General features: G+C 45.8%; 12 protein-coding genes. All 12 read right to left on the bottom strand.

What is annotated here, in order from left to right:
• Window positions 1-88: 88 nt before the first annotated feature.
• The 12 genes from MHI55_RS12370 to MHI55_RS12315 all read right to left on the bottom strand — a co-directional run bounded on the left by MHI55_RS12370 (window position 89) and on the right by MHI55_RS12315 (window position 12,797).
• Window positions 89-538, bottom strand: coding sequence for a YlbF family regulator (locus MHI55_RS12370; RefSeq protein WP_036609251.1), 450 nt, complete (start codon window positions 536-538; stop codon window positions 89-91).
• Between the two features lie 266 nt (window positions 539-804).
• Window positions 805-2,361: a tRNA (N6-isopentenyl adenosine(37)-C2)-methylthiotransferase MiaB gene (gene miaB / locus MHI55_RS12365; RefSeq protein WP_036609253.1), complete on the bottom strand. Its 1,557-nt coding sequence runs from the start codon at window positions 2,359-2,361 to the stop codon at window positions 805-807.
• 312 nt (window positions 2,362-2,673) lie between these two features.
• The gene (locus MHI55_RS12360; protein ID WP_017689107.1) at window positions 2,674-3,246 is read right to left on the bottom strand and encodes a phosphate propanoyltransferase; all 573 of its coding nucleotides are present in this window, start codon (window positions 3,244-3,246) and stop codon (window positions 2,674-2,676) included.
• A gap of 193 nt (window positions 3,247-3,439) precedes the next feature.
• Entirely contained in the window at window positions 3,440-4,441 is a 1,002-nt protein-coding gene (locus tag MHI55_RS12355; protein ID WP_340390126.1) for a dipeptidase, read from the bottom strand.
• Between the two features lie 86 nt (window positions 4,442-4,527).
• Window positions 4,528-4,788 (bottom strand): stage V sporulation protein S, encoded by a 261-nt coding sequence (locus MHI55_RS12350; RefSeq protein ID WP_007430104.1) that lies wholly within the window; start codon window positions 4,786-4,788, stop codon window positions 4,528-4,530.
• A gap of 117 nt (window positions 4,789-4,905) precedes the next feature.
• Window positions 4,906-5,700 (bottom strand): TIGR00282 family metallophosphoesterase, encoded by a 795-nt coding sequence (locus MHI55_RS12345; protein WP_036609256.1) that lies wholly within the window; start codon window positions 5,698-5,700, stop codon window positions 4,906-4,908.
• Between the two features lie 154 nt (window positions 5,701-5,854).
• Window positions 5,855-7,396 carry a ribonuclease Y gene (gene rny / locus MHI55_RS12340; protein ID WP_036609258.1) on the bottom strand — a complete coding sequence of 514 codons (1,542 nt, stop codon included), beginning with the start codon at window positions 7,394-7,396 and terminating at the stop codon, window positions 5,855-5,857.
• A 310-nt stretch (window positions 7,397-7,706) separates the two neighbouring features.
• Window positions 7,707-8,444: a regulatory protein RecX gene (locus MHI55_RS12335; protein WP_036670417.1), complete on the bottom strand. Its 738-nt coding sequence runs from the start codon at window positions 8,442-8,444 to the stop codon at window positions 7,707-7,709.
• A gap of 282 nt (window positions 8,445-8,726) precedes the next feature.
• Window positions 8,727-9,791, bottom strand: a complete 1,065-nt coding sequence (gene recA, locus MHI55_RS12330) for a recombinase RecA (RefSeq protein WP_036609261.1) — start codon at window positions 9,789-9,791, stop codon at window positions 8,727-8,729.
• A gap of 243 nt (window positions 9,792-10,034) precedes the next feature.
• Window positions 10,035-11,291 (bottom strand): competence/damage-inducible protein A, encoded by a 1,257-nt coding sequence (locus MHI55_RS12325; protein ID WP_036670416.1) that lies wholly within the window; start codon window positions 11,289-11,291, stop codon window positions 10,035-10,037.
• A 107-nt stretch (window positions 11,292-11,398) separates the two neighbouring features.
• Window positions 11,399-11,986 (bottom strand): CDP-diacylglycerol--glycerol-3-phosphate 3-phosphatidyltransferase, encoded by a 588-nt coding sequence (gene pgsA, locus MHI55_RS12320; RefSeq protein WP_017689114.1) that lies wholly within the window; start codon window positions 11,984-11,986, stop codon window positions 11,399-11,401.
• A gap of 319 nt (window positions 11,987-12,305) precedes the next feature.
• Window positions 12,306-12,797 (bottom strand): YajQ family cyclic di-GMP-binding protein, encoded by a 492-nt coding sequence (locus tag MHI55_RS12315; protein WP_047842512.1) that lies wholly within the window; start codon window positions 12,795-12,797, stop codon window positions 12,306-12,308.
• Window positions 12,798-12,871: the final 74 nt, after the last annotated feature.

Here is a 12,871-nt window from a genome sequence, read left to right as displayed (position 1 = left end):
TATTCCGAGTACTTGGCGATAGCCACTCCACGTTAACGGTTATGTAATGTCAAAAAAGGCGCGGACAGCGTCCGCACCCTTCCGTCATTTAACCGCAACTGGTCGGAGGTGAATCCGTTCCAGCCTCCACGTTTACTTTTTCAGAAACCGTATCCCGGATTACAGAGATCACTAGTTGAAGCAAGTAGTTGATGTCGCTCTGGCTCTGCTGGAATTCCGTAACCAATGGAATACTGTCCAGTTCGCTTTGCAGATCTTCAATTTCCTGTTCAATTTTGCTGACCATCTCCACATTTTTGAAGCTTTCAAAAGCAACAATCTCTTTTTGTTTTTTCTTAATCGTTGCAATCAACTGCTGGATACGCTCATGATCCCGAATTTTGGTTTCAGCCTGTTGAAACTGTCTAACTTCCTCACTCGTTCCGAGCATATCAGCCAATTCTTTGGCTTTTCCCATAATGTCGTCGCGTATGACCAGATTGCGCGTATCGTAGGTTGGCATTCCATAATGGTTGTACTGCACTTCTTCCTGCGCCACTGAAATCGCTCCATTCTATGAGATGATATAAGATGAATACTCAATGTTGCATTAAGCTCAGTCGACTGCTGAGTGACCGCTGCGGTGTCGGATCGTTCTTTTGATCGCTGTTGTCTCCGAATTTTTTCGATTAAGATTGTTCAAGGTTAAAATTCGGAGACAAAGGCGAACGCTTCGCTTCTACAGAATCGATTCCGTCACCTTCGCTACGCTCGGCGTAACCCCGCTAAGTGCAAAAAATCATTCATCTTATTTGTGTGTGTGTATTACTGATTGGCAGCTACCGGCTCGGAGAGCAGGTTGCCCCTAATATAAAAAGTCATCGGATCGGTGATTTCCACTTGTACGAAAGTACCGATCAAATCTTTAGGTCCTTCAAAATGCACCAGCTTGTTGCTGCGTGTACGTCCTGCCAGAACTTCGGAATTCCGTTTGCTCTCGCCTTCAACGAGCACTTCAACGATTTTGCCGCGTTGCTCTTCATTGCTTCGGTGGCTGTATTCGTTGATCGTTTCGTTCAAGCGCTTCAAACGTTCCTTCTTCACTTCCATCGGTACGTTGTCTTCCATCACTGCAGCCGGTGTACCTTCACGCGGGGAATAAATAAAGGTATAGGCAAAATCATACCCTACTTCACGGACAAGGGAAAGTGTATCTTCAAACTGTTCTTCCGTTTCCCCCGGAAAACCAACAATAATATCCGTTGTCAACACAACATCCGGGATGGCCTTTTTAATTTTGTCAGCCAGCTTCAGATAGTGTTCCCGGTTATACTTGCGGCTCATACGTTTGAGTACTTCTGAACTGCCAGATTGCACCGGAAGATGAATGTGCTCCACCAGATTTCCGCCCTTGGCCAGCACTTCAATCAAGTGGTCATCAAAGTCACGTGGGTGACTGGTTGTAAAACGTACCCGCGGAATATCAATTTGGCGAATGGCATCCATCAAGTCACCAAAACTGTAGTTCAGGTCGGTGAAGTCCTTGCCGTACGCATTCACATTTTGACCAAGCAGCGTGATCTCCTTAAAGCCTTGTCGTGCCAAATCCCTAACTTCGGCAATGACATCTTCAGGACGACGGCTGCGTTCTTTGCCCCGCGTAAACGGAACGATGCAATATGTACAGAATTTGTCGCAGCCATACATAATGTTCACCCAGCCGCGCATACCCTCACGTTTCTTCGGCAGGTTCTCAATGATGTCGCCTTCCTTGGACCATACCTCAACAACCATTTCTTTGCTGAACAACGCTTCCTGGATTAGATGTGGCAGTCGATGCACGTTATGTGTACCAAAGATCATATCCACAAAGCCATGCTTCTGCATGATTCGGTTGACGACGCCTTCTTCTTGGGACATACACCCGCATACGCCAAGTAACAATCCCGGACGTTCGAGTTTTAGCGTTTTGAGGTGACCAAGCTCACCAAATACTTTATCTTCCGCATTTTCTCGTATGGCACACGTATTGAGCAGAATAATATCAGCTTCTTTGCGATTCTCTGTAGCCTGATATCCCATAGACTCAAGCAGGCCTTTGATGGTCTCCGAGTCATGCTCGTTCATCTGACATCCATACGTATATACAATATAATGTTTACCTTTCCCTATGTTTTTCAGTTCATCGGGAACGGCATTTTCGTAAAGCACCTGGACGTCTTCCTTGCCCCGTTGTTTCTCCTGACGATGATTGGGTTCCGATTTGATGTTAATCTCACGGCCCCTGATTCTTATCTTTTTGCTGAATTCATCTTGCGAAATTACTTTGGCATCGGAGAAATCAAAATATTGGGAGTAATCCTTTTTTGAGTCTTTAGCCATTTCCTTCGGTCACTCCTTACAGCCTCTATTAATAAAAAAATCGTTCATTCATCCTGTTCCACATGAAAATCTTGCTTGGAACATTAAAAGAGCATTACAGCAAATTATAGCATGAATTGGGCTGTAGTTCCACATCCAAAGCGCATGTCCCTTCGTCTAATCCGAAACATGCCATGCTCAGAAGAACACTCAGAAAACACAAAAACCTGAGCCTTGCCATCAGGGCTGGAATTAACCGGCCCCTGTTGGCTGTGCTCAGGTTTATATGTTATTCAGACCGCCATAATTGGGGGCTGAAGCTATTACATGTAATTAATCGATGATTTCAGCAGTGTCGCCATTACGAGCGCCAGCAGCGTTAGCTTCATCTGTATCAATATGCATGTCCAGTGCAAAAGAATCGGATACACGAGCCAGTACATTTTCCAGTACCAGACCACGATCTCCACCCAGACGAACTTTCAACATTTGTTTGTCCTCGATACCCCATTTAGCAGCATCAGAAGTATGGAAGTGAATGTGACGAGCAGCAACGATAACACCTTTATCAATCGTTACTTCGCCAGCAGGACCTTTAATTGTGATTCCTGGTGTACCTTCAATGCTTCCAGATTCACGTACAGGTGCTTTAACACCAATCGCAAATGAATCTGTCATGGAGATCTCCAGTTGCGTTTCAGGACGAACAGGTCCAAGGATACGCACTTTATCAAACTGTCCTTTCGAACCAATTACCGCTACAGTTTCGTTAGCAGCGTATTGGCCAGGCTGGGACAGAGGTTTAAATTCAGTCAGTTCATAACCTTTACCAAACAAAATTTCAACGTGCTCTTGGGATACATGAATGTGACGGGCAGATACGCCCACAGGTACTGTTTTACTCATTGTAAATTCACTCCTTGTTTATCTATGGCCTGTACTCAGGCTCTTAACAATCCAATGGTATTATACCCCTTTTTGGAGTGAAATGAAAACGAACTGGTGAAAATTCATGAAATACACTTATTTCACCATCATTCCCCTCCTTTATTTGGAAAACAAGTTTCAATTCAACACATTCAATGCACACACCAGTTCACTATTTCATGGAATTCCCCTTCATCTGCATCTTCGGATTGCTCTCTGGCAAGTGTTCCCCCAGATAACTCATCGCATTCCCCCACAACCAGCCGCGCACTAAATGTTCATCATAATGCTTGAGCAGGATTTCCGTCAGTCTCGGATAATGTCCTGAATGTTCAAGTTTCTGAATATACGTTGAAATCCCATCAAAATCAGACCCCATCATCAGGTGATGTTGCCCGCCCAGAGAGCAGATCTCCTCAATATGAGGCAGCAGATCTTCTATACGTACCTCACCCTCCTGCTTCACAAACCAGGGTACAAACGTCAGTCCGATCCGCCCTTCCCGGGCAATGATAGCCTGAATCTGATCATCTTTCAGATTACGCACATGGGGACATACGCTGTAGCTGTTGGAGTGGGAGGCGATAAAAGGACGTTTACTCAAGTCAGCCAGTTCCCAGAACCCTTTCTCTGTCAGATGTGACACGTCGAGCAGCATTCCGATTTCATTACACTGGCGCACCAGTTCCTTCCCCTTCTCGGTCAGACCTGCTCCACGCTTCTCCATTACTCCGTCAGCCGCCCAATTGGCATAATTCCACGTTAGTCCAATAATTCGAACGCCCATCTGATAACATAACTCCAGATAGAACAGGTTGCCCTCCAGGCCATCCACACCCTCCAGTGTGATTAATCCCCACAGACCCTCTGTTTGCCCCACCTGAGCCACCTGTTCACGCCATAACAACGTCTGTGTGCCGTCAGGCCGCTCCTGACTTCTCTCCACACGTCTACGATAGATCTCCAACTGCCCCATCACATGTTCAAACTTGCCTCTGCCAAGTACTTCGGGTAAATAGATGGCGAATGCCTGCAACCCTACATCCCCCTCTTTCAAACGTTGCAAGTTCACATCCAGTTGTGGGGCATCTTGGAATGAAAGAGCTGGCTGCATCAAAATTTTGCTCAGTGCATCACAGTGAAAATCAGCTACACGCCAATCAGACATGGACATCTTAAACCCTCCTCAATATGTGATTGCAAAAAAAACGCAAAAAAACCTGTCTACATCGTAAACAGGTTCAATGCATACTGCATGTATTATCTGGGCTCCACAATCAGCTTAATGGCCGTTCGGTCCTCGCCGTCGATCACAATGTCTGTAAAAGCTGGAATACAAATCAGGTCAACTCCGCTTGGTGCTACAAATCCCCGGGCTATCGCTACCGCTTTAATGGCTTGGTTCAGTGCTCCCGCTCCAATTGCCTGCAGTTCAGCATTTCCACGTTCACGAAGAACCCCTGCAAGAGCGCCGGCTACAGAATTAGGATTGGACTTTGCTGAAACTTTTAATACATCCATGGTAAGTACCTCCCTGGGAATGTTGAAAGTTTGTTTCCACTTACTAGATGTTATTCGCGGGAGGCAAAAAAATTCCTTCTTTTTAGACGGGTTTCCCTGCAAATTGGGACAATACCCCTATTCCATGCGCCACTCGTCCTCCGTCAGACGAATTTTTTCGATGCGTGTTGCCGCACCTGTGGCTTCATCAATTTCAACAAAAACACCGTGGAAGTGCCATTTGCCATCATCTACAACGAAACGTACAGGTAGCTGGGTGTAGAACTTACGTAACACGGCCTCACGCTCCATACCCAATATGCCGTCACGAGGTCCTACCATGCCCGCATCCGTCAAGTAAGCTGTTCCTCCAGGCAAAATCCGATCATCATTACTCTGTACATGCGTATGTGTACCTACAACGAGAGACGCACGTCCATCCAGGTGCCATCCCATGGCAATCTTTTCTGACGTTGCTTCAGCATGCATATCAACTAAAATACATTTATGGTCTTGGCGTAGCTCATCTACAATTTCATCAGCTACACGGAATGGACAATCCAGAGCAGGCAGGAACGTTCTTCCTTGGAGATTGACAATCGCTAGCTCTTTCCCTTCACCTTTGACAACCGTGTACCCTCGTCCTGGTGTGCCTGGTGGAAAGTTCGCTGGACGAATCATGCGGGGCTCATCATCTATAAAATCAAAAATATCCTTATTGTCCCAAGTATGATTACCAAGTGTAATACCATGTACACCCCAGTTGAAAAACTCATTTGCGATTGCACCGGTAATGCCACGACCTGCTGCCGCATTTTCACCATTCACAATCACCACATGTGGCTTATACTTTGATTTCAGGTACGGTAAATTTTCCTTTAATGCCTTACGTCCCACGTTACCTACAATGTCACCAATAAACAAAACTTTCATTGATTACTGCCTCCTCAATTCCTGCAAAGTCCTCTTACTTCAAATGTTGAACCTTTGCAGGACTCTATCTCATGCTCCATAATGTGTAGTTGCCTTTTAACAGGCTATCAACAGGAAAAGTGGCCCACTACTGCGGCCACTTTTCCGTAATGCTCTATTTTGCGTATTCAACCGCACGGGTTTCCCGGATGACGGTGACTTTGATGTGACCCGGATAGTCGAGTTCATTCTCAATCATCTTCGTGATGTCACGGGCTAAGCGGAAGGCTTCAGCATCATCGATCTTCTCAGGCTGTACCATAACGCGAACTTCGCGTCCGGCCTGAATGGCGTACGATTTCTCGACACCTTCGAAGGACTCTGAGATTTCTTCCAGCTTCTCCAGTCGTTTGATATACGTTTCCAGCGTTTCGCGGCGTGCGCCTGGTCTTGCTGCGGAGAGCGCATCTGCTGCGCCAACCAACATGGCAATGACCGAAGTCGCTTCGCAATCTCCGTGATGGGACGCGATACTGTTGATTACAACCGGATGTTCTTTGTATTTCTTCGCCAGTTCCACGCCAATTTCGACGTGTGATCCTTCCACTTCGTGATCCAGCGCTTTACCGATGTCATGCAATAGACCTGCACGTCTTGCCAGAGTTACGTCTTCTCCCAGTTCGCCAGCCATCAGTCCAGCCAGATAAGCGACTTCCATGGAATGTTTCAAGACGTTCTGACCGTAACTTGTACGGAACTTCAACCGGCCCAAAATTTTGATCAGATCCGGATGCAGACCATGCACGCCCACTTCAAAGGTAGCTTGCTCACCGTATTCACGGATGCGCTCATCCACTTCTTTGCGGGATTTCTCAACCATCTCTTCAATCCGTGCCGGGTGAATACGTCCATCAGCCACCAGTTTCTCCAGGGCAGTACGGGCGATCTCACGGCGAATCGGGTCAAAGCCCGACAGAATAACAGCTTCTGGCGTATCATCGATAATGAGGTCAATCCCTGTAAGGGTTTCAAGCGCACGGATGTTACGTCCTTCACGACCGATAATCCGGCCTTTCATTTCTTCATTTGGCAGGGTAACAACAGAAACCGTTGTTTCCGCTACATGGTCAGCCGCACAACGTTGGATAGCGAGTGTAATAATCTCGCGGGACTTTTTGTCCGCTTCTTCCTTCGCTTGTTGTTCAATGTCCTTGATCATTTGAGCCGTCTCATGACGAACTTCCTGTTCTACGTTGGACAGTATGATACTGCGTGCGTCTTCCATGGTGAGGTTGGATATACGTTCCAACTCTGTCACCTGGTTTTTGTAAATCATTTCGATCTGCTGCTGAGTCTCATCAATTCGTTTCTCTTTGTTAGCCACTTGCTCTTCTTTACGTTCGAGTGATTCCAATTTTTTATCCAGCGACTCTTCTTTTTGCAACAATCGTCTTTCTTGTCGTTGAATTTCATTCCGACGTTCACGAGTGTCTTTTTCAGCTTCAGCACGAATGCGATGGATTTCATCCTTCGCTTCCAGCACCGTTTCTTTCTTCAGTGCCTCTGCCTCTTTCTTCGCGTTCTCCACGATTTGTACGGCAGCTTGTTCCGCACTAGAGATTTTAGCCTCTGCAAGAGATTTGCGAATAAAATACCCTACTCCGAACCCAATGATTAGCGCGGCCACAACGAGAGCGATCGTGATTGCAGGATTCATACTGTTCACCTCCTCGTTGGTTCCTCCAAGGCATTCCTTGGGTCAATTTGCAGTTTTCAAACCTTACATATGTTTGGGAATAACGAATACTCACGGCGATCCCCCGCCGATTTTCATTTCACATGTACATGTTTCCACGTACTATTCACTGTTTCCAGCGAACCCATAATTAAGAATGGTATAAATCTTAAGAAACCGAAACCGCTTTTTTGGAAGGAAAAAGGGTTGTCCATTTCTTACAGACTCATGTCCATTTTAGTATTTGACGAAAGAAATTGTCAAGAGAATGCAGTATAGAGACTCTAGTCTGCTAATCCCATAACAACGCTTCGTCATCTTCAGGGTCCCCAGCCTCATCTTCTTCAATTAAACAATTCACGACCTTGCGCACCATATCCATTGAAAAACCACGTCTCATTAGGAAGGGAAGCGTTTTATTTTTCTTCTCTTTGACGTCCCCTTTGACCTGATTCCATTTTTTGCGTCCGGCACTCAAGGCAGTCTCAAATTCCGCATCTGTACTGATCCCTTCTAGTGCCTCAACAATGAGATCATTGGCAATGCCCTTTTGACGCAGCTCTTGCCTTATCCACAGTTTTCCCTTCCGCTTGCCCTCCATACGCTGTCTTGTCCATTCCTTCGCAAATAGATCGTCATCCACCAGGTTCTCCCGCTCAAGCCGATCCAGCGCCTCTTCAATCAAAGGTGCAGCAAACTCCTTCTGACGAAGTTTCTGACTTAATTCATGGCGTGTGCGCGGTTTATGCTCCAAAAAGCGCAGAGACTGTGCATACGTCCGCTGTCGCTCGTCAGCTAGAATGATATCTTCCAGATCCTTCTTCATAAACGTATTACCTTGGGTCATCCTGTATTTAATCATCACATCTTCAAGAACCGTAATGGAGTGGATGCCAAAAGTGATTCGATAACGAGCTTGCCTGCTCTTCGTTCGTTCTACACGTGTAATAATAAGTTCTTCGTTGTCCGGAAATTGGGATAGGCCATCCTGTTCTGCTTCTTCATATAAATCCTCGTCATGTTGATCCATTCTGGTCTCCCCTTTCATAACATTTTCATTCTAACTACGCCAAACACACCTTCACATAAGACAAAGAACACCAATAATACAAAAGACCGGGAACTCTGCCCGGCCTTTACTCCACAGTTAGCGTGCTAACAGCCCCTGTCCATTGGGACAGGGGCTGTTAGACAGCACGAGTACTCCCACTACAATCCATTATCCAGATTGATCCAAGCTCAATCAGATAAGTTTACGGAGTCCAGTGGGGAACACCCTCAGGGTCCTCCCTACAAGGGAGGTTTTGAGAGATTACTCGTTGATTTCAAACAATTCTTGTTCTTCTGCTGCTTCTTTTTGTTGCTCTTCACTCGTTGGCGCAGGAACTGCAGTAACCAAGTTACTGGCTACACGAATTTTTTGTTCAATGATGTCAGCAATATCTTTATGCTCTTTCATGAACTGCTTTGCGTTCTCACGGCCTTGTCCTAAACGCTCGCCTTCGTAAGAGTACCATGCACCACTTTTATTAACGATGTCCAGCTCTGTACCAATATCAATGATACTGCCTTCTCTCGAGATACCCTCACCATACATGATATCCACTTCCGCTTGTTTAAACGGAGGTGCCACTTTGTTTTTCACAACTTTAATACGTGTACGGTTACCAATCATGTCATTGCCTGATTTGATACTCTCAATACGACGCACATCCAGACGTACTGTGGAATAAAACTTCAGAGCACGACCACCAGGTGTTGTTTCCGGGTTACCAAACATAACGCCGACTTTCTCACGAAGCTGGTTAATGAAGATTGCGATTGTTTTGGATTTGCTGATTGCACCAGACAGTTTACGCAGCGCCTGAGACATCAAACGCGCTTGCAAACCAACGTGTGAATCGCCCATTTCGCCTTCAATCTCTGCTTTTGGAACCAATGCGGCTACAGAGTCAATAACGACGATATCTACTGCACCACTGCGTACAAGAGCTTCTGCAATTTCCAGCCCTTGCTCACCCGTATCTGGCTGAGACAGAAGCAATTCATCAATATTAACACCAAGTTTGCTTGCGTACTGTGGGTCAAGAGCATGCTCGGCATCGATAAATGCAGCTTGTCCACCCGCTCTTTGTACTTCAGCGATAGCATGCAATGCTACGGTTGTTTTACCAGAGGATTCAGGTCCATATATTTCAACAATACGGCCTTTAGGCAAGCCGCCTGTTCCTAATGCAATATCCAAAGCCAAGGAACCACTGGGAATAATTTCCACATTCATATGAGTGGACTCACCCAGTTTCATGATGGATCCTTTACCAAATTGCTTCTCTATTTGACGGAGCGCCATATCAAGCGCGGCACGACGGTCTGACAATAAGCTCACACCCTTTACTGTTTATAAGATAATGATACCTTGTTTTAACACGTTTGCCAAGCTTTTTTTCGAACATACATTCGTTTTTTTTGTAAAGGCCGAGGCGCCTCTTCCTCAAGGAAACTTTCCATTAAACAGAAAAAAGAACCGTAAACAAGGCTGTAAAGCCTAATTCTACGGTTCTTCCGTCTTCCTTAATTATACTTGCTTGGAACTGTAAATGCAATCGAAGCTATTAACTAATCAATCCATCGCCACAAGTTTTTGCCATAAGCGATAGAGAATCGCTTTGGCTGAACGAATGCGAACCGTCTCGCGATTACCATTAATACGCAGCTCATGAATTTCCGTCTCTTTTCCACGTTCAGCAAGAGCGATGAAGACAAGTCCGGGTGGTTTGCGTTCCGAATATCCCGGTCCAGCTACACCGGTAACAGCCAAGCCAAAATCAGCATCGCCAATCATGCGGATCTGCTCAGCAAGCACTTTTGCAACCTCAGGGCTTACCGCCCCAGGTGCATCTTCACCTTCCAGATAATCATGAGGCACATTCAGCAGCTTTTCTTTAATTTCATTGGAGTAACAAACAATTCCACCTTTGAGCATTGATGCACTTCCGGGTACAGAGGTCAGACTTTGCATGACAAGCCCTCCTGTACAGCTCTCAGCAGCGCTGAGTGTCAGCCCCATGTCAGACATCATGGTTACAATCGTGTACTCTATAGGCACATCCTCGTTCGCGTAGAGATGTTCTGTCAAACGCTCCCGAATCTGAACCTCCATCGCATCCAGCTTCAGCTTCGCCTCTCCCTCACTCGCAGCCTTTGTGGAGACACGTACCGTAACTTCGCCTTCGCTCGCGTAAGGAGCAATCGTAGGGTCTGTCTGCGCGTCAATCAGATCCAGAAGTCGATCTTCCAGAGCAGATTCACCAATACCTGCGAATTTGAGCATTCGGGAATAGATCGGCATCTCTTCTGTGAGTACATGCTGGAACAGCCAAGGTTTGACTTCCTGTTCAAACATTGGAATCAACTCTTTAGGTGGTCCAGGCATCACAACATAATATTTGTCATTGTCAGAAATCGCATTTCCTGCCGCAAGGCCCGTTTCATTGGCCAGAGGTGTTCCGCCATCAATAACGATCGCCTGACGTCGGTTATTCTCTGTCATATCCACATTACGATCTCTGAAAAAGCTCTCAATTTTGTCCATTGCCATTCGATCTGTATGCAGTTTCCGGTTAAGAACAGCTGCGAGCGCATCCTTGGTCAGATCATCTTGGGTAGGTCCGATGCCACCGGAAAATAAAATAACGTCTGCACGGCTCTGCGCAATGCGAATAGCTTCACTAAGTCGGTTCAGGTTATCCCCAACCACCGTTTGGAAATATACATCGATCCCCATCGCAGCCAACTCACGGGATAGGTATCTGGCATTGGTATTGACGATTTGTCCAAGCAGTAGCTCTGTGCCAACTGCAATGATTTCTGCCTTCATTGAGCATCCTCCTGTACACGTGGTGAGTGATCAAAGGGCAATAGGATAATTTCCTATTGCCCCTGACCCAATGCTTCCTTCATGATTACCCATTTAAGAACAAACCATTATGCTTTTGTTAAATGAAGCAGGTTTTTGTTTTTGATAAAGTAATCGATACCCGACCAGATGGTAATAAGCGCTGCTGCCCATACCGCGATAATATCGACGTGAATACCTGTGTATGAAAACGGGAAATTGTTCAACAGCAACAGCACAATCGCCACAATCTGCACTACAGTCTTCAGCTTGCCCCAAGCACTGGCGGCAACAACCGAACCATCCAGCAATGCAATTTGACGCAAGCCGGTAACTGCAAATTCACGACTAATAATCACAACTGCAATCCAGGAATCCAGCTTGCCCATCTCCACAAGCGAGATCAAAACTGCAGTAACCAGCAGCTTGTCTGCGAGTGGATCGAGCAGTTTCCCCAGATTGGTAACCATGTTATTTTTCCGCGCAAGGTATCCGTCAATTCCATCTGTGCTTGCGGCGATGATAAAAATAACAGCAGCAATCAGTTGATTATACGGAAGCGACAAGCTTCCAAGCTGCAACGGCTCTGGATAAAATGGAAAATCCACGAGCAGGAACACCATCAAAAAAGGGATTAAGCAAATTCGTGCAAGCGTAATCCGGTTGGGTAAATTCACAAGACGCCCTCCCTCATATCCTCCATTACTCCAAACAATCATCATAATCCCGTTATCATCATCCGGAACATGAAATGTACAGTTTCAATGTCAATCCATATTAACATGATCCCACTATGTAGAAACGCAAAAAATAAAGTCAACCGCTCAAAAGCAAAACGCTTTAAACGTTCCGGTGACTTCCAGAAGATGTACTGCTTTTCACAAAGTCAGCAAACGATGAGGACTGGACTTGATGCTTGACTGCCAGCAATGCACACTTAGTATAATATACGCCCAATACCGTGTCAAAAAACACTTTTGCTACAAAAAGGCCTTATTACTTGAAATTTGTATATTGCAAATCCAGAGGCAGGTTAGCACCATTTAGCAACTGCATGACAGCTTGCAAATCATTTTTACTCTTACCAGTTACCCGAAGTTGATCTCCCTGAATCTGACTCTTCACCTTCATCTTGGAATCCCGAATCAGGATATTGATTTTCTTGGCGATGTCCTGATCAATCCCCTGTTTAAAATTCAAACGCTGGCGGACTGTACCAGAAGACGCTGGCTCTACCTTTGCGTAATCAATGTTTTTCAATGGTAGACCACGCTTCGCCATTTTGGATTGAAGCACGTCAATGACAGCCTTGAGTTTGGTTTCATCATCAGATACGATCGTTAACGCATCCTTATCCAGTTTCAGGCTGCTCTTGCTGCCCTTGAAGTCATAACGAGCGCCAATTTCTTTCTCGGTTTGTGTAACGGCATTTGTCAGTTCTTGCAAGTCCATTTTGGACACGATATCAAATGAATTTTCTGAGCTCAAACCAGTCACCCTTTCAGTTAATCGTATGTTCTGTAACATTATAGAGGATACCTTAAGCAAAAGTCTAATTTCAA

Source organism: Paenibacillus sp. FSL E2-0151 (assembly GCF_037993015.1).
GTDB classification, from domain to species: Bacteria; Bacillota; Bacilli; order Paenibacillales; family Paenibacillaceae; genus Paenibacillus; species Paenibacillus amylolyticus.
Note: the sequence above shows the minus strand (reverse complement) of the source record. Positions and strands in the feature narration are given on the sequence as shown.